General features: G+C 67.7%; 24 protein-coding genes. 14 read left to right on the forward strand and 10 right to left on the reverse strand.

Annotation, left to right across the window (positions count from 1 at the left end; all coding sequences use genetic code 11):
• Window positions 1–116 precede the first annotated feature (116 nt).
• The 12 genes from ASD75_RS17080 (at window position 117) to ASD75_RS17135 (ending at window position 10,431) form a co-directional block, all read left to right on the forward strand.
• Window positions 117–788, forward strand: coding sequence for an amino acid ABC transporter permease (locus tag ASD75_RS17080; protein WP_056064535.1), 672 nt, complete (start codon window positions 117–119; stop codon window positions 786–788).
• 12 nt (window positions 789–800) lie between these two features.
• Window positions 801–1,454, forward strand: coding sequence for an amino acid ABC transporter permease (locus ASD75_RS17085; RefSeq protein WP_056747111.1), 654 nt, complete (start codon window positions 801–803; stop codon window positions 1,452–1,454).
• A gap of 61 nt (window positions 1,455–1,515) precedes the next feature.
• Entirely contained in the window at window positions 1,516–2,322 is an 807-nt protein-coding gene (locus tag ASD75_RS17090; RefSeq protein WP_056747112.1) for a transporter substrate-binding domain-containing protein, read from the forward strand.
• A gap of 27 nt (window positions 2,323–2,349) precedes the next feature.
• Window positions 2,350–3,129, forward strand: coding sequence for an amino acid ABC transporter ATP-binding protein (locus ASD75_RS17095; RefSeq protein WP_056638118.1), 780 nt, complete (start codon window positions 2,350–2,352; stop codon window positions 3,127–3,129).
• 78 nt (window positions 3,130–3,207) lie between these two features.
• Complete coding sequence (locus ASD75_RS17100; RefSeq protein WP_056747113.1) at window positions 3,208–3,963, forward strand: sugar phosphate isomerase/epimerase; 756 nt, start codon at window positions 3,208–3,210, stop codon at window positions 3,961–3,963.
• Window positions 3,960–4,910: a sugar kinase gene (locus tag ASD75_RS17105; RefSeq protein ID WP_056747114.1), complete on the forward strand. Its 951-nt coding sequence runs from the start codon at window positions 3,960–3,962 to the stop codon at window positions 4,908–4,910. Before ASD75_RS17100 ends, ASD75_RS17105 begins: the two co-directional genes overlap by 4 nt.
• 2 nt (window positions 4,911–4,912) lie before the next feature.
• Complete coding sequence (locus ASD75_RS17110; RefSeq protein ID WP_056747115.1) at window positions 4,913–5,932, forward strand: D-glycerate dehydrogenase; 1,020 nt, start codon at window positions 4,913–4,915, stop codon at window positions 5,930–5,932.
• On the forward strand, window positions 5,929–7,005 hold the full coding sequence (locus ASD75_RS17115; protein ID WP_056747116.1) for a LacI family DNA-binding transcriptional regulator: 1,077 nt from the start codon (window positions 5,929–5,931) through the stop codon (window positions 7,003–7,005). Before ASD75_RS17110 ends, ASD75_RS17115 begins: the two co-directional genes overlap by 4 nt.
• A gap of 100 nt (window positions 7,006–7,105) precedes the next feature.
• Complete coding sequence (locus tag ASD75_RS17120) at window positions 7,106–7,813, forward strand: HAD-IA family hydrolase (protein WP_015014902.1); 708 nt, start codon at window positions 7,106–7,108, stop codon at window positions 7,811–7,813.
• A 112-nt stretch (window positions 7,814–7,925) separates the two neighbouring features.
• Window positions 7,926–8,789, forward strand: coding sequence for a DUF2189 domain-containing protein (locus ASD75_RS17125; protein ID WP_056064512.1), 864 nt, complete (start codon window positions 7,926–7,928; stop codon window positions 8,787–8,789).
• A complete protein-coding gene (locus tag ASD75_RS17130) occupies window positions 8,786–8,998 on the forward strand; it encodes a DUF2788 domain-containing protein (protein WP_056064510.1) in 213 nt (70 codons plus the stop codon). The genes ASD75_RS17125 and ASD75_RS17130 overlap by 4 nt, the downstream gene beginning before the upstream one ends.
• A 143-nt stretch (window positions 8,999–9,141) precedes the next feature.
• Entirely contained in the window at window positions 9,142–10,431 is a 1,290-nt protein-coding gene (locus tag ASD75_RS17135; RefSeq protein WP_156401045.1) for a hypothetical protein, read from the forward strand.
• A gap of 46 nt (window positions 10,432–10,477) precedes the next feature.
• Here ASD75_RS17135 and ASD75_RS17140 read toward each other — a convergent pair whose 3' ends face one another.
• From ASD75_RS17140 to hpnC, 10 genes are all read right to left on the reverse strand, one after another.
• Window positions 10,478–11,527, reverse strand: coding sequence for a tripartite tricarboxylate transporter substrate-binding protein (locus tag ASD75_RS17140; RefSeq protein ID WP_056747212.1), 1,050 nt, complete (start codon window positions 11,525–11,527; stop codon window positions 10,478–10,480).
• 35 nt (window positions 11,528–11,562) lie between these two features.
• On the reverse strand, window positions 11,563–12,951 hold the full coding sequence (locus ASD75_RS17145; RefSeq protein WP_056747118.1) for a sensor histidine kinase: 1,389 nt from the start codon (window positions 12,949–12,951) through the stop codon (window positions 11,563–11,565).
• A 3-nt stretch (window positions 12,952–12,954) separates the two neighbouring features.
• Window positions 12,955–13,623, reverse strand: a complete 669-nt coding sequence (locus ASD75_RS17150; protein WP_015014896.1) for a response regulator — start codon at window positions 13,621–13,623, stop codon at window positions 12,955–12,957.
• A gap of 226 nt (window positions 13,624–13,849) precedes the next feature.
• Window positions 13,850–14,860 (reverse strand): tripartite tricarboxylate transporter substrate binding protein, encoded by a 1,011-nt coding sequence (locus ASD75_RS17155; protein ID WP_056747119.1) that lies wholly within the window; start codon window positions 14,858–14,860, stop codon window positions 13,850–13,852.
• Between the two features lie 169 nt (window positions 14,861–15,029).
• Window positions 15,030–16,325 (reverse strand): hydroxysqualene dehydroxylase HpnE, encoded by a 1,296-nt coding sequence (hpnE, locus tag ASD75_RS17160; RefSeq protein ID WP_056747213.1) that lies wholly within the window; start codon window positions 16,323–16,325, stop codon window positions 15,030–15,032.
• A 51-nt stretch (window positions 16,326–16,376) separates the two neighbouring features.
• On the reverse strand, window positions 16,377–17,216 hold the full coding sequence (gene hpnD / locus ASD75_RS17165) for a presqualene diphosphate synthase HpnD (protein ID WP_056747120.1): 840 nt from the start codon (window positions 17,214–17,216) through the stop codon (window positions 16,377–16,379).
• A gap of 111 nt (window positions 17,217–17,327) precedes the next feature.
• Window positions 17,328–18,839, reverse strand: a complete 1,512-nt coding sequence (locus tag ASD75_RS17170; protein WP_056747121.1) for a TRAP transporter large permease subunit — start codon at window positions 18,837–18,839, stop codon at window positions 17,328–17,330.
• Window positions 18,840–18,849: 10 nt separating this feature from the next.
• A complete protein-coding gene (locus tag ASD75_RS17175) occupies window positions 18,850–19,383 on the reverse strand; it encodes a C4-dicarboxylate ABC transporter substrate-binding protein (RefSeq protein ID WP_056747214.1) in 534 nt (177 codons plus the stop codon).
• Between the two features lie 66 nt (window positions 19,384–19,449).
• The gene (locus ASD75_RS17180; RefSeq protein ID WP_056747122.1) at window positions 19,450–20,859 is read right to left on the reverse strand and encodes an L-serine ammonia-lyase; all 1,410 of its coding nucleotides are present in this window, start codon (window positions 20,857–20,859) and stop codon (window positions 19,450–19,452) included.
• A gap of 316 nt (window positions 20,860–21,175) precedes the next feature.
• Complete coding sequence (gene hpnC / locus ASD75_RS17185) at window positions 21,176–22,084, reverse strand: squalene synthase HpnC (protein ID WP_369817499.1); 909 nt, start codon at window positions 22,082–22,084, stop codon at window positions 21,176–21,178.
• Between the two features lie 243 nt (window positions 22,085–22,327).
• On the opposite strand from hpnC, the gene ASD75_RS17190 reads away from it, so the two are divergent.
• Window positions 22,328–23,551 (forward strand): efflux RND transporter periplasmic adaptor subunit, encoded by a 1,224-nt coding sequence (locus ASD75_RS17190; protein ID WP_056747215.1) that lies wholly within the window; start codon window positions 22,328–22,330, stop codon window positions 23,549–23,551.
• A gap of 8 nt (window positions 23,552–23,559) precedes the next feature.
• Window positions 23,560–26,742 (forward strand): efflux RND transporter permease subunit, encoded by a 3,183-nt coding sequence (locus tag ASD75_RS17195; protein WP_056747124.1) that lies wholly within the window; start codon window positions 23,560–23,562, stop codon window positions 26,740–26,742.
• Window positions 26,743–26,796 lie beyond the last annotated feature (54 nt).

Below are 26,796 nucleotides of genomic sequence, written 5' to 3' on the forward strand. Positions count from 1 at the left end.
GGCATGGCGTCTTCAGGTGTTTGCGGCCTTGTTTTTGGGCGCATCGGGTATTCCCTGATGTGGTTATGAAACCGGTTTCATAAACTGGCGCCACTTTGGAATAACGACTGTCCACCGTGAATTACCAGTTCCAGTTCGATGCCGTGTTCGCCGCGTGGCCCTTGTTGCTCAAGGGCACCTGGATCACCGTGCAGCTGTCGCTCACCGCCACCTTGCTGGGGCTGGTGGTGGCCATCTTTTGCGCCTGGGGCAAGACCGGCGGGCCGGGCTGGCTGCGGTTTTTGATCAATGCGTACATCGAGGTCATCCGCAACACGCCGTTTCTGGTGCAGCTGTTTTTCTTCTTCTTTGCGCTGCCATCCATCGGCCTGCGCTGGTCGCCCTACACGGCGGCGCTGACAGCCATGGTGGTCAACCTGGGGGCGTATGCGGCCGAGATCGTGCGGGCGGGTATCGAGTCCATCCCCAAGGGGCAGATCGAGGCGGGCAAGGCGCTCAACCTCAAGCCGTGGGAGATCTTCCGGTTTGTGATCCTCAAGCCCGCGCTCAAGGCCATCTACCCGGCGCTCACCAGCCAGTTCATCTTGCTGATGCTCAGCTCGGCCGTGGTGTCGGTGATCTCGGCGGACGACCTGACCTCGGTGGCGGCCAACCTGCAGTCGCAGACCTTCCGCAGTTTTGAGATCTACATCGTGGTGACGGCCATCTACCTGGCGCTGGCGCTGAGTTTCTCGGCGCTTTTCAAGCTGATCTATCAGCGCATGCTGAATTACCCAGACCGTCGCTGAGGAAAGCCTGCCATGCGTACCTTCGGACTCTCCGAGTTTTTATTCATCGTGCAGGCCGCGCAGTGGACGCTGGCGCTGTCGGCCATTGCCTTTGTCGGCGGTGCGCTGCTGGGGCTGGTGGTGGCGCTGTCGCGCACCTCAGAGAACGCTGCGGCGCGCAATGCGGCGCGCGTGTTCATCCAGGTGTTCCAGGGCACGCCGCTGTTGCTGCAGCTGTTCCTCATCTTCTTTGGTGCGCCGGTGCTGGGGTTTGACATCAACCCCTGGGTGGCGGCGGGCGTGGCGCTGGTGCTGAACAGCGCGGCCTTTCTGGCCGAGATCTGGCGCGGGTGTATCGAGGCCGTGCCACGCGGTCAGTGGGAGGCCGCCCAGGCCCTGAACCTCAAGTACGTGGCCCGCATGCGGTTTGTGGTGCTGCCCCAGGCTTTCAAGATCGCGCTGCCGCCCACGGTGGGCTACATGGTGCAGATCATCAAGGGCACATCGCTGGCCGCCATCATCGGCTTTACCGAGATCACGCGGGCGGGGCAGATCATCAACAACGCCACCTTTCAGCCGCTGCATGTCTTCACCACCGTGGCCGCGCTGTACTTCGTGATCTGCTGGCCGCTGTCGCTGATGGCCGCACGCATGGAGCGCAAGCGCGCCCGTGCTCTGGCGCGCTGACCCACGCGCAGCAACCTTCCTTTTTTGTTTCTCGTTCACACCAACCACCAGGAGACATGCGATGACTTTTTCTTTGCAACGCCGCACCGCTACCGCCGCTTTGGCCGCCTTGGGCCTGGGCGCAGCCCTCACGGCCTTTGCGCCGCTGGCCTCGGCCCAGTCCGTGGCGGACATCAAGAAGAAGGGTGAGATCACCATCGGCATGCTGGTGGACTTTCCGCCCTACGGCACCACCAACGCGCAAAACCAGCCCGACGGCTACGACGCCGACGTGGCCAAGCTGCTGGCCAAGGACCTGGGCGTGAAGGCCAACATCGTGCCCGTCACCGGCCCCAACCGCATCCCGTTTTTGTTGACCAACAAGGTCGATGTGCTGGTGGCCTCGCTGGCCATCACGCCCGAGCGCTCCAAGCAGGTGCAGTTCTCGCAGCCCTATGCGGCCGCGACCATCGTGCTGTACGGCAAGACCGGCGCCAATATCAAGAGCGCGGCAGACCTGAAAACCGTGCGCGTGGGCGTGGCCCGTGCCAGCACCCAAGACGTGGCCGTGACCAAGGCCGCGCCCGAGGGCACCGAAATCCGCCGCTTTGACGACGATGCATCGGCCATGCAGGCACTGATCTCGGGCCAGGTGGATGCCATTGGCTGCTCGGTCACCGTGGCCGCGCAGATCGCCAAGCGCGTGCCCGCCAACACGTTTGAGAACAAGTTCAACCTGCTGCAGCAGGCCATGGGCATCGCCCTGCGCCCCGGCCAGGACGAGCTGACCAAGGCCGTGAACGACTTTGTGGCACGCAACACTGCCAATGGCGAGCTGAACAAGCTGTACCAGAAGTGGCTGGGCGCTGACCTGCCCAAACTGCAGTAAGCCTGCCTGAACGATAAGGAGCCATTGATGAGCGACGCAGTCACGACCGCCCCCGGCACACCGCCGATCATCCGCATGGAAGGGGTCAACAAGTGGTACGACAGCTTCCAGGTGCTCACCGACATCAACCTGTCGGTGCGGCCCGGCGAGCGCATCGTGATCTGCGGGCCATCGGGCTCGGGCAAGTCCACGCTGATTCGCTGCATCAACCGGCTGGAGACGGTGCAAAAGGGCCGCATCGAGGTCGATGGCATTGACCTGACCGCTGGCGGCAAGAACGTGGATGCCGTGCGCGCCGAAGTGGGCATGGTGTTTCAGCAGTTCAACCTGTTCCCGCACCTCACCATTCTGGAAAACTGCACGCTGGCTCCTATGCGTTCGCGCGGCATGAGCAAGGCCCAGGCTGAAGAAGTGGCCATGAAGTACCTGACCCGCGTGCGCATCCCCGAGCAGGCGCATAAGCACCCTAGCCAGTTGTCGGGTGGGCAGCAGCAGCGCGTGGCCATTGCGCGGGCGCTGTGCATGGCACCCAAGGTGATGCTGTTTGACGAGCCCACTTCGGCGCTCGACCCCGAGATGGTCAAGGAAGTGTTGGACACCATGATCAGCCTGGCCGAAGACGGCATGACCATGCTGTGCGTGACGCATGAGATGGGCTTTGCCCGCAGCGTGGCCGACCGCGTGATCTTCATGGCCGACGGCAAGATCCTGGAGCAGGCGCCGCCGCAGCAGTTCTTCGGCCAGCCGCAGCACGACAAGACGCGGCAGTTCCTGGGCCAGATCCTGAGTTCCCACCACGCACATTGAGACCCACGCACATCGAGACCTGACAGGTCGTGCGGTTGATGGACTTCGCCCCGTAGGGGCGCGGCCTGAAAGAAACACATGAAGGTATTGATTTCCCTGTCCTCCTTCGGCGCGGCCGAAACTGGTCGCCACGGCCAGCTGTGGTGCACCGACCTGGCCCAGCAAGCGGGCGCGGACGGGGTGGAGGTGCGTGGCGAGCTGCTGCGCGATGCGGCCACTGAGCTGCCCGCGCTGGCGGGCCGGGCGGCGGTGTACTCCAGCCCCGAAGGCCTCTGGACCGCGCAGGGCGAGCTGGATGAAGCAGCCCTTGCACGTGGCGTGCAGGCCGCCCAGGTGCTGCGTGCTCCGCGCCTGAAGATGTCGATTGGCGGCTTTGGCGCAACCCTGCCGACATCGCATACGTCGCTGCAACGCCTCCAGGCGCTGCTGCAGGCCGCTCCGCAGGTGGAGTTGGTGATCGAGAACGACCAGACCGCCACCGCCGGCACGCTGGCCGCCATGCAGGCGTTTTTTGCAGCCCAGGCGCAGGCGGGGCTCGACCTGGGCATGACCTTTGACATGGGCAACTGGCACTGGCAGGGCGAATGCCCGCTGCAGGCCGCGCAGGCACTGGCACCCTATGTGCGCTATGTGCACTGCAAGGGCGTGCAGCGCCTGCCCGCCAAGTGGGTGGCGGTGCCGCTGGCCGATTCGGTGGCGCCCTGGCGCGCCGTGTTGCGTGCCTTGCCAGCCGATGTGCCGCATGCCATTGAATACCCGCTGGTGGGTGACGACCTGGTGGCTGTCACGCGCGAGCAGGTGGCCTTCGTCCGCGCTGCACGGGAGGCTGCATGAGCGATTCAGTCTTCGACGTTGCATTGTTTGGCGAGGCCATGCTGCTGCTGGTGGCCAATGAGCCCGGTCCGCTGGAGAACGCCACCGGCTTCCACAAGCGCACGGCCGGGGCCGAGACCAATGTGGCCATTGGCCTCGCGCGCCTGGGCCTGAAGGTGGGCTGGGCCAGCCGCCTGGGCACCGACTCCATGGGCCGCGCGCTGTTGGCCGCCATGCAGGGCGAAGGCATCGATTGCTCGCACGTGGTGTGTGATGCCACGCAGCGCACGGGCTTTCAGTTCAAGGAGCGCGTGACCGATGGCCGCGACCCGCAGGTGGAGTACCACCGCAAGGGCTCCGCCGCCAGCCAGATGGGCCCCGCCGATGTGGACGAGCCCTGGCTTCGGTCTGCACGCCACCTGCATGCCACAGGCGTGTTTGCCGCCATCTCCGACACCAGCCTGCAGGCCGCCATCCGCACGCTGGAGGTGATGCGTGCTGCAGGCCGCACCATCTCGTTCGACCCCAACCTGCGCCCCACGCTGTGGTCGTCGCCCGAGACCATGCGCCACTGGATCAACACCCTGGCGACCTATGCCGACTGGGTGCTGCCGGGCATGGAAGAGGGCGTATTTCTGACCGGTGAAACCACCCCTGAGGGTGTGGCGCGCTTTTACCGTGAGCGGGGTGCCAAGCTGGTGGTCGTCAAGCTCGGCCCCGAGGGCGCTTACTACGACAGCGACGTGGCTGGCACCGGCCGCGTGCCCGGCGTGCCCGTGGCCCAGGTGGTGGACACCGTGGGCGCGGGCGACGGCTTTGCCGTGGGCGTGATCAGCGCGCTGCTGGAAGGCTTGACCGTGCCTGCCGCCGTGCGCCGTGGCGCCTGGATTGGTGCGCGTGCCGTGCAGGTGCTGGGCGACACCGAGGGGCTGCCCACCCGCGCCCAGCTGCAGGAGGCGGGCCTGTGAGCATGGCGCTACCTTCTACAGACGGCAGCACAAGCCCAGCGCGCAAACAGGTGCTGGTGTTTCGCGAACTGCCGCCCGACCAGCTCGCGCGGTTGACCGCCGTGCACGACGTGACGGTGGCCGACCCGCGCAAGCCCGATGAACGTGCACGATTCGATGCCGCCCTGGCGCAGGCGCACGGGCTCATCGGCTCCAGCTTTCCCATCGATGCGGCCGTGCTGGCGCGTGCGCCCCGGCTGCAGGTGGTGTCCAGCATTTCGGTGGGCGTGGACAACTACGCGCTGGACGTGCTGCAGGCGCGCGGCATCATGCTGTGCCACACCCCCGGAGTGCTCGACGAAACGGTGGCAGACTCGGTGTTTGCCCTCCTCATGGCCACCAGCCGCAGGCTGGTGGAGCTGTCGCAACTGGTGCGCGAGGGCCGGTGGACGAAGAATATTGGAGAAGACCTGTTTGGCAGCGATGTGCACGGCAAGACGCTGGGCCTGCTCGGATTTGGCCGCATTGGCCAGGCCGTGGCGCGCCGCGCCGCACTGGGGTTTGGCATGCCCGTGATGTACCACGCCCGCCGCCCGGTGGACCTGGCGACCCAGGCCCCTGAGTTGCAGGGCAAGGCCATCCACACGCCGCTGCCTGCGCTGCTGGCGCAGTCGGACTTTGTGGTGGCCATGCTGCCTTTGTCGGACAGCACACGGGGCATGGTCAATGCCGAAATGTTTGCGACCATGAAGCCCGGCGCCATCTTCATCAACGGCGGCCGGGGTGCCACCGTGGTGGAGCAAGACCTGCTGCACGCGCTGAACCATGGCCCGCTGCGCGCAGCGGGGCTCGATGTATTTGCCACCGAGCCGCTGCCGCTGGCGTCGCCCCTGCGCACCCACCCGCGCGTGACCCCGCTGCCGCACATTGGCTCGGCCACGCACGACACGCGCCATGCCATGGTCGCGTTGGCCACCACCAACCTGCTGCAGGCCCTGGCGGGCGAACGGCCCGCTGCCGTGTACAACCCCATACCCGCATGAGCCCGCCGACACCTGCACCCTCCGCCACGCTGCGCGCCCGCCCCACCATTGCCGATGTGGCGGCCGAGGCCGGTGTGTCCAAGGCCACGGTGTCGCGTTACTTCAACCACCGTGAACGCCTGCTCAGCCCCGACATTGCAGCGCGGGTCGAGGCGGCCATCGCCAAGCTGGCCTACGTGCCCAGCCCCATGGCCCAGGCGCTGAGCCATGGCCGCTCGCGGCTCATTGGCCTGGTGGTGGCCGACATCACCAACCCCTATTCGGTGGCCGTGTTGCGGGGCGCCGAGAAAGCCTGCCAGGACGCGGGCTACCTGGTCATGCTGTTCAACCTGGGCAACGACCGCGAGCGCGAGCGCGCGGCCATCGACGCGCTGGCCAGCTACCAGGTGGATGGCTTCATCCTCAACACGCTGGGGCAGGGCGAGGGGCAGGCGGATGTGAACACCTTGCACGGCAAGCCCGCCGTGCTGGTGGACCGGCGCCATGCCGGGCTGGCTGCAGACTTCGTCTCGCTGGACAACCAGGGCGCCATGCGCGAAGCCTGCGCCCATCTGCAGCAGCAAGGTTGGCAGCGCCTGCTCTACATCACCCAACCCTTGCTGGGTGTGAGTTCCCGCATCGAGCGCACGGAGGCCTTTCGTGCGCTGGTGTCCTCCAAGGGCTCGGCGGTGCGCGGCGAGGTGCTGGAGCTAGCGGCGGAGCAGGGCGATGAGGTGCTGGACCAGGCACTCACCGATCTGCTGCGGCAGGCCCGGCCCGGCGAGCGCTGCGCGGTGGTGGCGGGCAATTCGGTGGTCACGCTGCGGGTGGCTGCAGCCGTCTCGCGCATGGGGTGGACGTTTGGGCAACAGCTGGGTTTTGTGGGCTTTGACGACCCCGAATGGGCGTCGCTGATCCGGCCCGGCCTGAGCGCGGTGGCCCAGCCCACCGATGCCATCGGGCAACGTGCTGCGCAGTGCCTGCTGGAGCGTATCAACGGCCTGGAAGGCCCTGCACGCGAGAGCCTGCTGCCCGGGCTGCTGGTGGTGCGCGGATCTTCGTTGGGGCCTGGGGGCGCACCAGACCCGGGTTGAACGCACTGCATTCCGCAAAGGCCTGCGGTATGCTTTGCGGCCCTCGCCCTGGCGCATCGCCGGGGCCTCTTTTTTCGCCTTCATCCTTCAGGTGCGCCCTGTGCCAAATCCCTCTCTGGACACCTCCCGCATCCGTGCGATCTCCATCGATCTGGACGACACGCTCTGGCCCATCTGGCCCACCATCACGCGGGCCGAAAGTGTGCTGCTGGACTGGCTGACCCATCACGCTCCTGCCACGGCGGCACTCTTCTCGGACACCGAGGCGCTGCGCGCCATCCGCAACCAGATGGTGACCCTGCGCCCTGACCTGAAGGGCGACCTGAGCGCGCTGCGGCGCGAGTCCATCCGGCTGGCACTGACGCAGGCCGGTGACGAGCCCGCGCTGGCCGAACCGGCGTTTGATTTGTTCTTTGCCGAGCGCCAGCGGGTGGAGCTGTTTGACGATGCACACGACACGCTGGCTTTCTTGTCAGCGCGCTACCCGGTGGTGGCGGTGTCCAACGGCAATGCTGATATCCACCGCATTGGCATCGGCCACTACTTTCGCCACAGCATCAGCGCGTCGGACTTTGGCATCGCCAAGCCCGATGTGCGCATCTTCCATGCGGCCGCCACGGCCGTGGATGTGCTGCCCCACGAGGTGCTGCACGTGGGCGACGACGCCACACTGGATGCGCAGGGCGCGCTGAATGCAGGCATGCAGGCGGTGTGGATCAACAGTGCCAACCACCCCTGGCCGCACGACGACACACCGCCCCATGCCACGGTGGACAGTCTTACCGCGCTGTGCCGGCTGTTGGCCTGACCGGTTTCGCTGGGTTCGGTTTCTTGCCTCAGGTCAAGGTTTGGGCGCGCGGCGGTTGAAGCCGTGGCCCGATCAAGTCACACTCCATCGTCGCTCAGCGACCCCTCCCACCATGCCCCGTACTCCCCCCCCGTTGCCCGCCATCCGCACCATCGGCATGATGCAGCCCATGACCTGGCTGGTGCTGGCCTGGCGCGACATGGCACGGGCGGGCTGGATCAGCTTTGCGCATGGCCTGGCGCTCACCCTGTTTGGCGCCGCCATCTTTGCGGTGGCGCACCACCGCTTCTGGCTGCTGGCGGGGGCTCTGTCGGGCTTTCTGGTGGTGGCGCCGGTGCTGGCCACCAGCCTGTATGCGCTGAGCCGCGCGCTGGAGCGTGGCGAAGCCGCCAACCTGGGCGTGGTGCTCAAGACCTGGCTCAACTGGCAGAACAGCCATGTGAACAAATGGGGCAGCGACTACTGGTGCATGCTGCAGTTCGGGGCCCTGCTGGCGCTGGCCGCCTCGGGCTGGGTCGTGACATCTGCGGCGCTCATCACGCTGCTGGCGCCCGTGCCCATCGAGACACCGCTCGACTTTCTGCGCCATGTGGTCATGGCGCGTGACGGCTGGTTGTTTGAAGTCTGGCTGGCGCTGGGCAGCCTGATGGCCGCGCCCATTTTTGCGTCCAGCGTGGTGGCCATGCCGCTGCTGCTGGACCGCCGCGCCACGCTGCTGCAGGCGGTGCTCACGGGCTGGCAAGCGGTCATCACCAACCCGCTGCCGATGGCGTTCTGGGCCGCGATCATCCTGGGCTTTACCTTGCTGGGCCTGGGTTCCCTGCTGCTGGGCCTGATCGCTGTGATGCCCATGCTGGGCCACGCCAGTTGGCACGCCTACCGCGACCTGGTAGATGCATCCAGCCTGCCCGAGCGTGACCTGGTGGCCCCTGGTGTACCGGCGGCCCCTGTGCGCCGGCCTGGAGGGACATCGTGATTTTTGGATTTACCGAGGCGCAGATCTCGGGCTTCTTCCTCACCTACGGGGTGGGGGCGTTCATCGCCTACATGCTGTTCATCATCGGGCAGCTCGCGTGGGAATCGAAGGCCGGACGCTTTGGCACCTTCGTGCTCTTCCTGGGCCTGGGCGTGGGTTTTCTGGGGTTCCTGGCCAAGGTGGTGATCCAGTGGTGGCTGGAACGGTAGCGGGCCACACGGCCCGTTGCTCAACGCCAGGCGCACCCAACCGCGATCTGTCCGGGGTCTGGCACTGAGGCCTGCGCATTCATTTCTTTCCGTTGTGTTTTGTTTCCTGTAGAAACTAATTGCAATGGCTGGAGGTGGTTGTGATGCTTCGTAACTCCCTGATCGTCGTCGTCCTGGCGCTGCTGGCCGAGGCGGCGGAAGCCCTGTCCCTGGGCGCGCCGCAAGGCAAGGTGTGGCTGGGACAGCCCATCGACCTGGGCTTTGAAGTCCAGCTGGACCCCGGCATGTCGGTGGACGCCTTGTGCCCGCAAGCGCGGCTGGTGTCTGGCGATGTGGCCGTGCCGGCAGGCCGAGTCCAGGTGAGCGTGCGGCCGGGCGAACCGGAGCGTAACCCGGTGCTGCGGGTGCAGTCCTCCCATCTGGCCGACGAGCCGGTGCTGACCGCCCAGGTCTCCGTGCATTGCACGGGCCGCGTGACGCGCGAATACACCTTTCTGGCCGACCTGCCCGCCACCGTTGCGGCCGGGCTGAAGCCAGTGGCGATTCCCTGGGAGGTGCCGTTGGCAGATGCCTCCCCCTCGCGGGCGGCCGGGGTGGCTGCCGGAGAGGCCTCTTCTGCAACCTCAATGGGCCCCTCGCGGCCGCGCAAGGCGTCGGCCGCCAGCCGGGTAGCCCGCAAGGGCACGAAACTGGCCGCAAAGTCTGCGGGGGCTCCCGTTGCGCGCGGCCCGTCCGCTGACACAGCGGCAGTGGCTTCCGCGACCAGCACTGCGCAGACGGCGCCTCAGGAGCCACCCAGCACCGCGCCCAGCATGGCGCCCGCGGCCGCAGCAGCGCCCCCCGCACAGGCGTCGGCATCGTCCACCGCCTCGTTGGCTCCAGCAGCGGCACCTGTTGCGCCTGGACCTTCCAAGCCCCGGTTGGTGATGGAGCCGTTGACGGCGCTGGTCACGCCGCCCGCTTCGGGCGAAGGGGCTCCGTCCGACGGCGCAACATTGATGCCGGTGGCGGCTTCGGCTGCGGATGTCAACGCGCCGGACGGCGCGGGATCCCCCGGCGCGCGCATGCAGGCCTTGCAGGTGGAAGTGGATCGCATGCGCGCGCAGGCCGAGCAAGACCATCAGGCCACGCTCGCATTGCTGGCCCGTGTGGAACAGCTGAATGCAGGGCATTTCCCGGCGTCCTTGGTGTATGGGCTTCTGGCTATGCTGGCCTTGACGGTCGGGGCAGCAGGCTGGCTGCTGGCGCGCATGCGACACGCCATGGACGCATCGAACGAAGAGTGGCGCAACACCCTGACGGCCTATGTGGCGCAGTCTTCCTTGCCCGCAGCGGGAGACGCCGAGGCCGAGCGCCGCACAGCAGTGCTACCTGCCGATGACCGGCCTGCCGGGTTGCCCGGACTACAAGGAGTGGGTGCCTTGCCCGCGTAGGGACGGTCAGCGGACCAATTGCTCAGGAGCTGGTGCGCAGCGCAGATCAACGCGGCCAGGACCGCAGCCCCAGATCCTGCGCCAGGCGGCGATAGTCGGCCAGGCTGCGCTGCACATAGTCGTCCAGGGCTGGGCCACTCAGCGCAAAGGGGTAGAGCCCATGGCGGGCGCACAACGCTGCATACCCGGGCGCCGCTTGCGCTTCCTGCAGGGCGGTCGTCCAGGCGTGGGCAGCCGCGTCCGGCACGCTGGCAGCCATGTAGAGGCCGCGCACGGTGGTCCATTGCAGGTCAATGCCCTGCTCGCGTGCCGTGGGCAGGGCGGCCAGTGTGCCGGGTAGCCGCGCGGGTGCCAGCACCGCCAGGATGCGCACCGGCAGGCCTTCTGCAGCGGCCCGGGTGGCCTCGGCCGCGTCGCCGGTGAAGATGTCGATGTGCCGGCCGCCCAGCGCCTTGAGCGCTTCGCCGCCGCCTTCAAACGATACAAAACGCATGCGCTTGTGGTCTTGCCCCGCTGCGCGCACCAGCAGCGCGGCCTTGACCCAGTCCTGGCTGCCCAGCGTGCCGCCGGCGCCAAACACCACGCGGCCCGAATCTTTTTGCAAGGCGGTGACCACGTCCTGCAAGCGCTGGTAGGGGGCGTCGCGGTGCACAGCCACCACGCCGTAGTCGTTGCCCAGCGTCGCTATCCAGCGCACGGCGCTCACCGGGTGAGGGCCGAAGCGGCCCTGCGCCATGTTGAGCAGCGAGCCGCTGGAGAACGCCACCAGCGTGCCGGGCCCTCCCAGGCGGCCTGTGGCCACCTGGTCAAATGCCACCGCGCCAATGCCGCCGGGCAGGTAGCGGGTGCGCAGCGGCGTGCGGCCAGGGCGCACGGCCTGCAGTGCCTGTGAGGCCAGACCGCAGGTCAGGTCAAATCCGCCGCCGGGGCGGGAAGGCGCAATGCATTCCGCCGGCTCACGGGATGCGTCGGCCGTCGCCGGGAAGGGAGCCAGGCCCGCGCCAGCGCTGGCCGCGGCCGCGAGCGTTTGCAGCAGCTGGCGGCGGCTGCAAGGCGCTGTCAGCGGGCGGTCTGTGGTGGGCAAGGGCTGCGGCATGGGGTGTGGAGCGTTCACTTGTTCAGCAGACTGTGTCAGGCGCGGGGCCACCAGAGTATTGCCAGGAGCCCTGGCCCTTCAGCGCGCGCCTGCAGCCGCAGGCTGCCCCGGTGCCGCTCGGCAATCGACCGCGCAATGGCCAGCCCCAGGCCGGAGCCGCCTGCCGTGGCCTGCGAGCCGCGCCGGTAGCGTTGGCCCAGGGCGTCGCGCTCCTCGGCGGGCAGACCGGGGCCGTTATCCTCCACGCAGATGCTCCAGCCCAGGCTGTCACCCGCGGCCGACACGGTGACGGTGCCCTGCGCCGGGGTGTAGGCGATGGCATTGGCTGCCAGATTGGTCAGGGCCTCGCGCAGCAGGCCACTGTCGCCCACGGCCTCGATGCCAGCGGAGGGCGTATGGATGCCAAAGTCGATCTGCTTGGCGCGCGCCTGGGGCAGCAGCTCCAGCGCCACCGTGCGCAGCAGCGCGGCCAGGTCAAAGGGCGTCAGCTCCACCGCCGCTGTGTCGCTGCGGCCCAGTGCCAGCAGCTGCTGGGTGCTGCGCGTGGCGCGGGCGATCTCGCCTCCGATGGCTGCCAGCGTGTGCTGCACCTGCGTGGTGTCGCCCTCGCGGCGTGCGTAGTCGATCTGCATCTGCAGCGTGGTGAGGTGGGTGCGCAGCTGGTGCGAGGCATCGTCCAGAAACTGCCGTTGCTGTGCCACCAGATCTTGCGTGCGCGCCATCTGCTGGTTGACCGCGTCCACCAGCGGGCGGATGTCAGCGGGCAGGTCGTTGGATGCCAGCGGGGTCATGTCGTCGCCGCTGCGGGCCTGCACCTCGCGCGCCAGTCGCGCCAGCGGGCGCAGCGCCACGGCCAGCAGCGCTGCGGTGCCCAGCACCATCAGGGCCAGCACCAGCGCATCGCGCTGTACCGCGCGGCGCACAAAGCGGGCTGTGAAGTCCTGGCGCGATCGCGTGCTTTCGGCCACCTGCACCAGCACGGTGGATGCGGGCTCCGCACGGTCCAGCGCGCGGCGGTAGGCGGCCAGCCGCACGGACTCTCCAAAGTAGGTGGCGTCATAAAAACGCGGTACGCCGGGCTCCAGCGCGCCAGCAGGAAGGGGCAGGTCGGCATTGCCCAACTCCACCAGCCCGTCGGACGACGCCACGCGAAAGTACACATTGCCGCTGGCCGTGAGCTCAAAGAATTCGAGCATGCTGTACGGCAGCTCGGCCGACAGGCCGCCCGAGGCGGTGGAGATGTTGGCGTCGATGGACTTGAGCGCGCCCAGCAGCGAGCGGTCGTAGGCTGCGTTGGCGGCCTCCAGCGCATCGTGCCGGGTCATCCACAGCTCCACGCCCGTCACCAGGGCCAGCAGCGGCAGCAGCAACATGGCCAGCAGCCGCCACAGGCTGGCGCGGCGCAGGCGTGCGGTCAGGCCCATCGGTCAGTCTGCCTCCAGCGCATAGCCCAGGCCACGCAGCGTGGTGATGCGCACACCACTGCCATCCAGCCGTTTGCGCAGGCGGTGCACAAACACCTCGACGGCTTCGGGGTGCACATCGTCATCGTCGGTGAACACGCGGTCCAGGATCTGCTGCTTGGAAAACGGCTCGCCGCTGCGCTGCACCAGCACGCGCAGCACGGCATGTTCGCGCGGGGACAGGGCCAGGGGCTCGCCGCGCAGGGTGAACTGCTTGCGGGCGCTGTCGTACACCAGCGCACCGCAGGCCTGGCGCTGGTGCTCGTTGCCACGCGCGCGGCGCACCAGGGCGTGCAGGCGTGCCTCCAGCTCGGCAAGCTCGAAGGGCTTGGCCAGAAAGTCGTCGGCCCCCGCGTTGAGCGAGCGCACGCGCTCGTCCAGCGAATCACGTGCCGTCAGAATCAGCGCGGGCAGGCGCTGGTCGCGGTCGCGCAGGCGTTGCAGCACTGCCTGCCCGTCCAGCCCGGGCAGGCCCAGGTCCAGCACCAGTGCGTCGTAGTTGTCGTGCTGCTGCAGCGCGCGGTCGGCCAGGCGGCCGTCGTTCACCCATTCGACCTGGATGCCCGCATGCTCCAGCGCGCGGCTCAGCCAGGTGCCCAGGTTGTGGTCGTCTTCGGCCAGAAGGATGCGCATGGAGGGATGCTACCGTTTGTGCGGAAGGCGCAGGGCTTGTATTCAGCGTTGAGCCATTCAATGCGGAGCGGTGAGGGCGCGCAGGCACCAGCAGCCAAACTGTGCGCACGCGCTGCCCAGGCCAGGCAGCCGTGCAAGGGCCGCCCCGCCGCACTGGCTGCGTCCCCCTTCCCGACCCGTGCAGCGGGGCGAGAGAAAGGGGGAAGACGCGAAGCGGCTCAGGGGGTTAGTCTGGCTTCACCTTCGCGCGCAGCAGCACTTTCTTCCAGCGCTCCTGTTCGGACGCGATGAATTGCGCGAACTGCGCTGGCGTGCCGCCAATGGCCTCGGCAGCATCCGCGTTCAGGCGCTCCAGCGAGCCGGGGGCCTTGACGGCCTTGGCGGTCTCGGCCGCCAGCTTGTCGAGGTTGGCCGGGGCCAGGTTGGCGGGCGCCAGCATGCCGTACCACTGCGTCATCTCAAAGCCCGGAAAGCCCTGTTCGGCCACCGTGGCCACGTCGGGCAGCTGGGGCAGGCGCTTGGCCGAGCCGGTGGCAATGCAGCGCACCTTGCCGGCCTTGATGAAAGGCAGCAGGGCGGCAGCGCCCACGGCAGCGGCATCAAGGCGGCCCGAGAGCAGGTCGGTCATCATGGGGCCGGTGCCACGGTAGGGCACGTGCAGCATGAAGATCTCGGCGGTCATCTTGAGGTATTCAAACGCCAAGTGGCCTGCGCTGCCGTTGCCCGCCGAGCCATAGCTGAGCTTGGCCGGGTTCTTCTTGGCATAGGCGATGAACTCCTTGAGGTTCTTGGCAGGCACGTCGGGGTGCACCACGTACAGGCTGGGCACCTTGGCCAGCAGGCTCACGGGCTTGAAGTCCTTGTTGGCGTCGTAGGGCAGCTTGTCGAAGATGAAGGGGTTGACGGCCAGCGTGCCGATGTGGCCCAGGATCAGCGTGTGCTGGTCGTCCGAGCGTGCCACTTCACCCATGGCGATGTTGCCTGCGGCGCCCGGCTTGTTGTCCACATACACGCTCTGGCCCAGCGTCTTGCCCAGCTCGGCAGCGGTGGAGCGGGCCACGATCTCCGAGCTGCCGCCCGGCGCGAACGGCACCACAAACCGCACCGACTTGGACGGCCAGGCCGCCTGGGCCGATGCACCGGTGGGCAGCAGGCCGCCCTGGGCCAAGGCGCCGCTGGCTCCCAGCAGATGGCGACGGCTGGGGGACCAGAGGGCGGGGTGTTCGTGTGAAAGCATGGGGGGTGTCTCCGTCAAAACAAAAGGCCGAAAGGCCGAAAGGCCAAAGGGCGAACAAGGCGCATGCGGCATGCGAGTGGCGCCATGGTGCCTGGGTCGTGCTTTCGGAATGCTGTCAGCGGGCTTGGTAGTTACCCGGGGGTGGCCTGCTGGCCCGGGTGGTGTTGTGTCAGCCCGCTGCCGCGCAGGCCGCCACGGCGGTGCCGCTGAGCACCGCGCCTTCGAGTGTCGCCGGGTAGGGGCCCTCCACATAGTCGCCGCAGGCCGTCAGCCCCGGCAGCACCTGCATGGCGGGCCGCTGTAGGCCGGGGGTGCACGCAAACGTGGCGCGCTTTTCGACCACGGTCTGCACAGGGCGCAGGCCGGGCAGGCCCAGCTGCGCGGCAGCCTGCTGCAGCACCTGTTGCTCGATGAGCGCCCGGTCGCCATCGCTGGCGCTCACCACAAAGGCCAGCAAGCCCTGCTGGCCGTCAAGCTGGCCCCGGTCGAACACGAACTGCGCTGGGTGCTCGGCCGTGTTGCGCAGCGCCAGCATGGGCAGGGGCAAGCGCGCGCCGCTGGCGTGGGCGTATACGGTGGTGATGGCTTCAAACCGAAGGGCACTGGCGGTGGCGCTCCAGCGGGCGGCAGCGGCCAGGCCCGCCGTGCTGGCAAGGCTATCGACCAGGCGCGCGGCCTCCCACGAGGGGCACGCCAGGGTGATGTGGTCGAAGGAGTCGGCTGCTTCGGCGCCCTGCGCTGTACCGACGGCATCCACAGCCCCGACCAATTGCCAGCGCCCGCTGGGCAGGGGCACAAGCTGCTGGATGCGTTGGCCGGTGACCACCTGGCCGCCTTGCTGCACCAGCCAGCGCACCGCAGCCTCGGGGAACAGCGCGCCCAGGTCGGCGCGGGGCAGCAACAGGTTGGAGCCGCCGCGTCCGCTGAACAGGCTGTCCTGCAGCACCCGCAAAAACACCTGGCCGCTGGCCTCGCGTGCGGGGGTGTTGAGTGCAGACACGCACAGCGGGTCGATGAACTCGGCCATCAGCCGGGGCGTGAGCGGGGCACACAGGTCTGCCACCGAGGTGTGGGGCGCGCAGCGAAAGCCGCGCAGCTGCCAGGCCGTGGCCGTGCGCAGCAGAGCGATCTTGTCTTGCCAGCCCCAGCCTTTGGCGCGCGCGATGCCCAGCAGCGCATCGAGCGGCGGGGGCAGGTCGGGCAGTTGCAGGCCCTGGCCATCGGGGAACTGCAAGGTCAGCGGCAGGCGCAGCAGCGCGGTGGCAGGGTCCATGCCCACCAGGCGCATCAGGCGCAGGCTCTCGGTGTAGGCGCCAATCAGGATGTGCTGGCCGTTGTCCAGCGTGGCCGCTGTGCCATCGGGCAGCACGCCCGGCACGGCGCGGGCGCGACCGCCCACCGTGCGCGCGGCCTCGAACACGGTGACCTGGCGGCCGGCCTGCCGGTGGGCGATGGCTGCAGCCATGCCGGCCCAGCCAGCCCCGATGACGGCGACTTTTTGCGGTGCCACGCCGGGCTACATCCTGCCCAGGGCTTGCATCTTCCAGGCCAGCCAGAACTTGCGCAGTGGCGTGAGGCGGATGCGCTGGTGCAGCACCTGGAAATTTTCGTGCTCGATCTCGCGCAGCAAGGTGCGGTAGATGCTGGCCATCATCAGGCCGGGCTTTTGGGTGCGGCGGTCCGCGTCGGGCAGCATGGCAAAGGCCTCGTCGTACAGCCGGTGCGCACGCTCGGCCTGAAAACGCATAAGTGCGGTGAACCGGTCGGAGTACTGGCGCTTCAAGATCTCGTGTGCCTTCACGTCGAACTGCTGCAGCTCGCTGACCGGCAGGTAGATGCGGCCCAGCATGGCGTCTTCGCCCACGTCGCGGATGATGTTGGTGAGCTGGAACGCCAGGCCCAGCCGGTGGGCGTATTCGGTGGTGCGCGGGTCGGTCTGGCCGAAGATGCGCGCTGCGACTTCGCCCACGACGCCCGCCACCAGGTGGCAGTAGCCCTGAAGACCTGCAAAGTCGAGGTAGCGCGTCTGCTCCAGGTCCATCTGGCAGCCGTCGATCACGGCCTGCAGGTGGCGCTGTTCGATGCCGTAGTCGGCCGCCAGCGGCATCAGCGCCAGCATCACGGGGTGCGTGGGCTGGCCCGCGTAGGCCTTGGTCACTTCGGCCTGCCACCAGGCCAGCTTGGTGCGGGCCACGCCAGGGTCGCTCACTTCATCGACCACATCGTCCACTTCGCGGCAAAACGCATAGAACGCCGTGATGGCCGCGCGGCGCGGGGCAGGCAGAAAGAGAAAGGCGTAATAGAAGCTGCTGCCCGAGGCCACGGCTTTTTGCTGTACGTACTGCTGCGGTGTCATGGGGCGAGATTGTCCCATGGCGCACCGGGGCGGGCCGGTTGTCGGGGTTTGAGGTGTTTTCGGGCGGATGCGCTAGTGCCGCATGCCCTGGTTGCTATTCAAATGATAGCTTCAGGGAGGTGTTGCGGAGGCGGCGGGTGCAGGGGCAGGCGCCTCGGGTTGCGACATCTCGCGCATCAGCGCATCCAGGTCGTCGCCCTGGATCGACATCTCGGGCAGCGTGGCGGGCGTGCTGCGCAGCCACTGCGTGGTGGCGGGCACGGCCATCACGAGGACGATCACGCCAGCCAGGCAGAGCAGGTAGGGCGCCAGTGCACGCGCCACCGCGCCCATGACGGGCCGGGGCGCCACATGGGCGCTGGACAGCACCAGCGCGTAGCCCAGCGGCGGCAGCAGGAACCCTGCCTGCAGCACCAGCAAGGTGAGCGCGGCCACCCAGGCCGCGTCGTCCACCAGCGCCAGCAAGGGAGGCATGATGATGGGAATGATCAGAAAGATCAGCTCGAATGCATCGAGCACAAACGCCGAGCCCAGCAGCACGGCCAGTACCACCCCCATGGCCAGCAGGGGCTGGCCCTGCAGGGCGCGCATCCATTCGGCCACCAGCACGTCGGTGCCGTAGGCGCGCAGCACCAGCGAGAACGTGACCGCCGCCACCAGCAGCGCAAACAGCGCACCGGTGAGCGCCATGGCATCGTCCAGCACCTGCGCCAGCCGCCGCAGCGTGAGCTGGTGCGACGCCATGCCCCACACCAGCAGCAGTACCCCGGCGGTGGCGGCGGCCTCTACCGCCCGCACGCGGCCGGTGGTGACCAGTGCCAGCAGGGCCACGATGAGCATAGGCACCACGCCCAGCGTCCAGCGCTCGCTGCGGGTCAGGGGCGTGGGTGCTGAGGATGTGGCCCCTTGATCTGCGATGCCGACAGCGCGGCGCTGGGCCAGCCACCAGGTCACGCCCATCCACAGCACCAGCAGCAAGGCGCCCGGCGCCAGGGCGGCCTGCAGCACATCCTGGGTATTGATGATGCGGGTGCCCGCGCGGGTGCTGGCCAGCCCCAGCTGCGTGGCCAGGGTCAGGCCCTCGGTGTGGGCGCGCAGCATGGCATCACCCAGCAGCAACAGCACCAGCGACGGCGGCACGATGATGCCCAGCGTGCTGGCCACGGCGACCAGGGCGGTGCGGCGGGCAGGCGGCATGCCTTCATGGGCCCAGGCCTGCCCGGCGGTGTGCGACAGGGTCACCAGGCTGGCCCCCACCGATCCGTTCATGGGCGCCATCAGCATGCCCACGCCCAGGCCCGCCATGTCGGGCGCGGCCCGTTGCCCCACCACGCGCGCCAGCAGCTTGCGCAGCCCGCTGTACAGGCCGTTGACCAGTGCCAGGTGGTTGAGCAGTGCACCCACCACGGCGTACAGCACCAGCGCTTGCAGCAGGTCATGTTCGAGCAGGCCCACCACGCGCTCCGGCAGGCTGCGCAGCACGGCGCCATCGAACGCGCCCAGCGCCAGGCCTGCCACCGCGCCCAGGGTGCTGACGCCCAGCAGCACGGCGTAGGTGGCCCAGCCGGTGGTCATCATCAGCACCAGGGCCAGCACCAGCAGCAACAGGCCGATGGCATTCATGGGATGAGACTCATGCAGGGTCCGCCGGTGCGCCACTGGGCGCGCGCAGCGTGTGCATGGCGCGCCACAAGTCGGCCAGTGCTTGCAGGGCCAGCAGCACGGCCAGCAGCAACAAGGCTAGCTTGATGGCGAAGTAGCCGGGGTTGGCGGTTTCAGGAAAACTCTCCAGCCCCCGCACCGACCGCCACACCGTGGGCGCGGCGTTGATGCACACAAACACCGCCCAGGGCAGAACGGCCAGGGGCGCGCCCAGCAGGCGCATGGCGCGCACCGGGCCCCGGCCCGCATGGGCGAGGTCGGGGCGGCTGACCAGGTGGGCGCCGCGCCGGTCGGCATGGCGCAGGGCCACAGCCACATACAGCGCAAACAGCACCTGCGCGAGGTCGTTGGCCTGGCTGGACCCCGCGCCCCACCCGTCGCGCAACGGCCATTGCAAAAACAGCAGCAGCATGACCAGCAGCGCCAGCGGCATCACCAGTGCGCCCAGGCGGTTGAGCCAGCGCTCCAGTGGCAAGGGGGTGGGCAGGTCAGGCGGCAAATCCATGCAGATGAAGGGGCGGCGGAATGGGCTGCGAAACAGGCTGCACAACGGGCCGCTGGGCGGCTCGGTTCAGCATTCGACCACATTCACCGCCAGCCCGCCGCGCGATGTTTCCTTGTACTTGACCTTCATGTCCGCACCGGTCTGCATCATGGTCTTGATGACCTTGTCGAGCGAGACCACGTGCTGCCCGTCGCCGCGCAGCGCCATGCGGGCGGCGTTGATGGCCTTGATCGCGCCCATGGCGTTGCGCTCGATGCAGGGGATCTGCACCAGCCCGCCCACGGGGTCGCAGGTCATGCCCAGGTTGTGCTCCATGCCGATCTCGGCCGCGTTCTCCACCTGCTCGGGCGTGCCGCCCATCACGGCGGCCAGCGCGCCAGCGGCCATGGAGCAGGCCACGCCCACTTCGCCCTGGCAGCCCACCTCGGCGCCGGAGAGCGATGCGTTTTCCTTGTAGATGATGCCGATGGCACCTGCGGTGAGCAAAAAGGTGGCAATGCCGTCGTCGTTGGCCGGGATGGGGCCCTGCAGAAAGTTGACGTAGTAGTGCAGCACGGCCGGTATCACGCCTGCCGCACCATTGGTGGGCGCAGTAACCACGCGGCCGCCAGCGGCGTTTTCTTCGTTCACGGCCATGGCGTACAGGTTCACCCAGTCCAGCATGGAGAGCGGGTCGCGCAGGGCGGCCTCGGGCGAGCAGCTCAGGTTCTTGTGCAGCTCGGCCGCACGCCGGCGCACATGCATGGGGCCGGGCAGGGTGCCAGTGCTGGCGCAGCCGCGCTGCACGGCGCCCGCCATGGTCTGCCAGATGGCCAGCAGCTGGCGCCTTACCTCGGCCGGGCTGCGCCAGTGCTGTTCGTTGGCGGCCATGAGCTGGGCCATGCTCAGGCCCGTAGTGCGGCACTGCGCCAGCAGCTCGGCCCCGGTGCGGAACGGGTGTGGCAGGCCCTGGCCATGGCCTGCTATATCGGCGCCGGCGCTGGCGGGCGTGTTGAGCACGCGCTGGCCTGCTGCATCGACCACAAAGCCGCCGCCCACCGAGTAGTACTCACGCATGGCGATGTCGTTGCCCTGCGCATCCAGTGCATGGAACGCCATGCCGTTGGGGTGCAGCGGCAGGCTTTTGCGGCGAAACAGCAGGTGGTCCTTTTGAACAAACGGCACGGCATGCTCGCCCAGCAACGCCAGCGTGCCGCTCTGGCGGATCTGTGCGATGGCGGGGGCGATCTGGTCGGGGTCGATGTGGTCTGGCTCGTGCCCGGCCAGACCGAGTAGCACGGCGCGGTCGGTGCCGTGGCCTACGCCGGTGGCCGAGAGGGAGCCGAACAGCTCCACGCTCACCTGGTGCACCGCCGCCAGGCCTACGGTGTCGCGCACATGGCAGGCAAACTGCCGGGCGGCAATCATGGGCCCCACGGTGTGGGAGCTGGACGGCCCGATGCCGATCTTGAAGAGGTCGAAAACGCTGACGGACATAGTGGGGGGTGACCCTGGGCTCTGAGAACCAGTTTTAAAGGTGCCCCTGCGCTTGTGGCGCGCGGGCACGGGCCGGCAGGGTGGGGGTGTTGGCCGCCGCCCTGCCACGGTGGCCGCGAGGCTAACCGGGTGCGGTGGCCGGGGCATGCTCGCAATCCCTGCCCCTGCCGGGTCAAGGGCGAGAGGCATTCCAATAATTTGCTATCAATTAAGTAGCTGTTAGCGTATATGAATCATGCGCTACAGGCCTTTTTGGAACTGGGTGCTGCGTTGGCAGGCCAATGTGTGAGCCCGCCTTGTGGCCCATGAATCTTTCTTACATCACCAGCGCGCGGCCCAGCATCACGCACCAGTCCCAGCCACGGAGCTTGGGCCGGGTGTGCAGGCTGCCCCCTTTGAGGGCCTCGACCTTGTCGAGGATGCGCAGGCCGCCTTGCACCACCAGCCGCAGCTCCCAGCCGGCGCGGCCCGGCAGGCGGTGCACCAAGGGGGCGCCGCTTTGCATCGTGGTGCGCGCCCAGTGAGCGCAGTCGGCAATCAGGCGGGCGTTCTCGCGGGTGCTTTGCAGCGCCAGCAGCTCGGACTGGCAGGCGCCATACGCCACGCAGTCGGCGCGCGGCAGGTAGTGGCGGCCCCGGGGGATGTCCACGGACAGGTCCTGCCAGAAGTTGATGAGCTGCAGCGCCGTGCAGATGGCGTCGCTCTGGCGCAGTGCCTCGGCGTCGTGCACGCCATACAGGTGCAGCAGCAGCCGGCCCACCGGGTTGGCCGAGCGGCGGCAGTAGTCCAGCAGCTCGTCGCGGTCGGCGTAGCCCTCGCCGTCACGGGTTTTTTCGACGTCCTGGGCAAAGGCACTCAGCAGGTCTTCCAGCAGCGGCACGGGCAGCTGGTGGCTGCGCAATACGCCTTGTAGCGGCAAAAAAACGCTGGCCCAGCGGGGCGAGGGTGCCTGGCCCTGGGCAATCGCGCGCAGATCGGCCAGGTAGGCCGCCAGGTCTGCCAGCCGGGCGGCGGGCAGGGCATCGCCTTCGTCGGCAATGTCGTCCGCCGTGCGCGCAAAGCCGTAGATGGCGGCAATCGGCTGGCGCAGGTGGGGCGGGCACAGCAGGGATGCTACGGGGAAGTTTTCGTAATGGGTGACAGGAGGCGCCACCGCATCAGTCGCAGTGGGCTGTGGCGCGGAGGCTGCGCCGGGGTGGGGAGAGGGGCTGGGACGGTCGTTCACACCCGGATTGTCGCTTGACAAGCTCAAGGGCTTCTCATAGATTACTAACCGGTCAGTCAGTAATCATAAAAACCAATCCAGTGGGGGGACAAGGCGGCTGGCCCCTGCATCTGTTCACAAGCGCCCTGCATGGCTGCGGGTGGCTGGTTGGCGGGTGTCTGGTGTACTGTCGCTGCGCGGGCACTCCGGCCTGCGTCTTGCTTGCTGATCCTTGTGGCCCCTTCTTTTTTCACCGGATTTCCCATGCGCACACCCTCCGCCCTGCGGCCCTCTTCACGGCATTCCAGGCTTTTGCTGGTGCTGGCCACCGCTACCGTGCTGGCCGCCTGTTCGCGTCCCGCACCGCCTGAGGAGCCCGTGCGCTCCGTCAAGCTGATGACGGTGGGCGTGGGCGCGCTGCAGTCCAGCCTGGAGTATTCGGGCGAGGTGCGCGCGCGGGTGGAGTCGCGCCTGGGCTTTCGCGTGGCGGGCAAGATCGTGCAGCGCCAGGCCGAGCTGGGCCAGCGCGTGAAGGCCGGGCAGGTGCTGGCGCAACTGGACCCCAAGGACTACCAGCTGGCGGCTGATGCGGCGCGTGCGCAACTGGCATCGGCCACCACGCAGCGTGATCTGGCGGCGGCGGACCTCAAGCGCTACCAGGCGCTCAAGGACCAGAACTTCATCAGCGGTGCCGAGCTGGAACGCCGTGAGGCCACGCTCAAGGCCGCCCAGGCCACGCTGGACCAGGCGCGCGCGCAGCTGTCGTCGCAGGGCAACCAGGCGGCCTACACCACGCTGGTGGCCGACGTGTCGGGCGTGGTGACGGGCATCGATGCCGAGCCGGGCCAGGTGGTGTCGGCCGGTGCGCCGGTGGTGCGCATTGCGCAAGACGGCCCGCGCGACGTGGTGTTTGCTGTGCCCGAGGACAAGGTGGCGCAGATCACGACGGGCTCCGAGGTGGCTGTGCGCGGCTGGTCTGGCGGCGCGACCCTGACGGGCCGCGTGCGCGAAGTGGCTGCCAGCGCCGACGCTGCGACCCGTACCTTCCAGGTCAAGGTGGCCATTGACGCTGCGGACGCCCCAGCGCTGGGCGCCACCGTGTACGCCACGCCCAAGGCACTGAGCCATGCCGGCATTGCCGCCATCAAGCTGCCCACCAGCGCGCTGCGGCAGGAGGGCCAGTCCACCGCCGTGTGGGTGTACGACCCCGCGACCAGCACCGTCAAGTCGCAGGTGGTGCAGATCGCCACGGCCGACGGCAACGATGCGGTGGTGGCAGGGGGCCTGACCCCCGGCATGCAGGTGGTGGCCACCGGCGTGCACGTGCTGTCTCCCGGGCAGAAAGTGACGGTATACCAGCCCAAAGTGGCCCAGGCGCCAGTGAGTAAAGCGCAGACAGCTCCTGAATCTGTAGCAATGCCGGCGGTGCCATCGGCTCCTGCGGCCGCTGCTGCACCCGCCACCGCCACGGCCTCTGCCGCCAACTGAGGCCCGCCATGACGCAAATCCAACCCAAAGAGGGGTTCAACCTCTCCAAATGGGCGCTCGACCATCCTGCGCTCACCCGCTACCTCATGGTGGTGTTGATGCTGCTGGGCTTTGCCGCCTACTTCCAGCTGGGGCAGGACGAAGACCCTCCGTTCACCTTCCGTGCCATGGTGGTGCGCACCTACTGGCCCGGTGCCACGGCCCAGCAGGTAGCCGAGCAGGTTACCGACAAGATCGAGCGCACGCTGCAGGAAGTGCCGTACGCCGACAAGATCCGCAGCTACTCCAAGCCCGGCGAGTCGCAGATCATTTTCCAGATCAAGGACTCCTCCAAGCCTGGCGACGTGGCCAACGTCTGGTACAGCGTGCGCAAGAAGGTGGGCGACATGCGCTACACTTTGCCCCAGGGCATTCAGGGCCCGTTCTTCAATGACGACTTTGGTGATGTGTATGGCGTGATCTACGCGCTGGAGTCCGAGGGATTCAGCTACGCAGAGCTCAAGCAGTTTGCCGATGACGCGCGCCAGCAGCTGCTGCGCGTGCCCGATGTGGCGAAGGTCGAGCTGTTTGGCGTGCAGGACGAAAAGCTCTTCATCGAGATCTCGCAAAAGCGCCTGTCGCAACTGGGCCTGGACATGAACCAGGTGCTGGCCCAGCTGGGCCAGCAGAACGCTGTGGAAAGCGCGGGCACCATCCAGACCCCGCAAGACCAGGTGCAGGTGCGCGTGCAAGGCCAGTTCAACGCCATCGAGGACCTGCGCGCGATGCCGATCCGTGGCCCCTCGGGCGCGCAACTGCGCCTGGGCGATATTGCCGAAGTGCAGCGCGGCTATGTGGACCCACCGGGCGTGAAGGTGCGCCACCAGGGGCGCGAGGTGATTGCGCTGGGCGTCTCCATGTCCAAGGGCGGCGACATCATTGCGCTGGGCAAGGCCCTGCACACCACCGCCGACCGCATCGCCGGCACGTTGCCGGCGGGCGTGAAACTGGTCAACGTGCAAGACCAGCCCAAGGCGGTGTCCACCTCGGTGAACGAGTTTGTCAAGGTGCTGATCGAGGCCGTGGTCATCGTGCTGGCGGTGAGCTTCATCAGCCTGGGTGTCCACAAGCGGCCCGGCAACAACCCGCTGTGGAAGCGCTGGTACATCGACCCCCGCCCGGGGCTGGTGGTGGGCATCACGATCCCGCTGGTGCTGGCCGTCACGTTCCTGGCCATGTGGTACTGGGGCATCGGGCTGCACAAGATTTCGCTGGGCTCGCTCATCATCGCGCTGGGCCTGCTGGTGGACGACGCCATCATTGCGGTGGAGATGATGGTGCTCAAGCTCGAAGAGGGCTATGACAAGGTGCGCGCCGCCACCTTTGCCTACGAGATCACGGCCATGCCCATGCTCACGGGCACGCTGATCACGGCGGCGGGCTTTTTGCCCATCGGCCTGGCCAAGTCCACCACGGGTGAATACACCTTTGCCATCTTTGCCGTGACGGTGATTGCGCTGGTGCTCAGCTGGTTCGTGTCGGTCTACTTCGTTCCTTACCTCGGCACGCTGCTGCTCAAGGTGCCGCCTCACGTCTTGGCAGCTCAGGCCAACAAGGGCATCACGGACGACCCGCACGAGGTTTTTGACAGCCCGTTCTACCGCAGCTTCCGCCGTCTGGTGGACTGGTGCGTGCAGCACCGCTGGCTGACCATTGGCGCCACGGTGCTGACCTTTGCCCTGGGCATTGTCGGCATGGGCAAGGTGCAGCAGCAGTTCTTCCCTGATTCCAGCCGGCCTGAGATTCTGGTGGACATCTGGTTCCCCGAAGGCACGTCGTTCGCAGGCAACGAGGCCGTCGCCAAACGCGTGGAGCAGCGCCTGCTGTCCGAGCCAGGCGTGAACACGGTGAGCACCTGGGTAGGCTCTGGCGTGCCGCGTTTTTATCTGCCGCTCGATCAGGTGTTCCCGCAGAGCAACGTGTCGCAGTTCATCGTGGTGCCCCAAGACCTGAAGGTGCGCGAATCGCTGCGTGTGAAGCTTCCCGCGCTGCTGGCGCAGGAGTTCCCGGAAGTGCGCGGGCGCGTCAAGCTGCTGCCCAACGGGCCGCCCGTGCCTTATCCCGTTCAGTTCCGCGTGGTGGGACCTGATCCGCTGGTGCTGCGTGAGCGTGCGGACGAGGTCAAGGCCCAGCTGCGCCAGAACCCCAACATGCGCGGGGTGAACGACAACTGGAACGAGTCCGTGAAGGTGCTCCGCCTGGAAATCGACCAGGCCAAGGCACGTGCCCTGGGCGTGACCAGCCAGTCCATCGCACAGGCGTCCAAGACCATTCTGTCGGGCACGCAGGTCGGCCAGTACCGCGAGGGCGACAAGCTCATCGACATCCTGCTGCGCCAGCCGCTGGATGAGCGCAACGCCATCACTGACATTGCCAACGCCTATCTGCCCACGGCCTCGGGCAAGTCGATCCCGCTCACGCAGATCGCCAAGCCTGTGTTCACCTGGGAGCCCGGCGTGATGTGGCGCGAAAACCGCGACTACGCCATCACCGTGCAGGGCGACGTGACCGAGGGCCTGCAGGGCGCCACGGTGACGGCGGCGCTGCTGCCATCCCTCAAGGAGATTGAGGCCAAGTGGCGGTCGGCGGGCCAGACGGGCTACCGCATCGAGGTGGCGGGCGCAGTGGAGGAAAGCTCCAAGGGCTCGGCGTCCATCGCGGCGGGTCTTCCCATCATGCTGTTCATTACCTTCACGCTGCTCATGCTGCAACTGCACAGCTTCAGCCGTGCCATGCTGGTGTTCCTGACCGGGCCGCTGGGGCTGGCGGGTGTGGCGGCGGCGCTGTTGCTGCTCAATCGTCCCTTTGGTTTTGTGGCGCTGCTGGGGGTGATCGCGCTCATGGGCATGATCCAGCGCAATTCGGTGATCCTGATCGATCAGATCGAGCAGGACCGCGCCCGGGGCGTGCCCGCCTGGGATGCCATTGTGGAATCGGCCGTGCGCCGTTTGCGCCCCATCGTGCTCACCGCCGCTGCCGCCGTGCTGGCCATGATCCCGCTGTCGCGCAGCGTGTTCTGGGGGCCGATGGCTGTGGCCATCATGGGCGGGCTGGTGGTGGCCACGGTGCTCACGCTGCTGGCACTGCCTGCAATGTATGCGGCCTGGTTCCGTGTCAAACGACCTGCGCCAGAGGTTCCTGGTGCTGCTTGACCGACAGGGCGTCCGCATCAGGTAAAATAGAAGGTTGACCGATTTCACACAGGC

This window comes from Acidovorax sp. Root568 (assembly GCF_001427445.1).
Taxonomy (GTDB): domain Bacteria; phylum Pseudomonadota; class Gammaproteobacteria; order Burkholderiales; family Burkholderiaceae_C; genus Acidovorax; species Acidovorax delafieldii.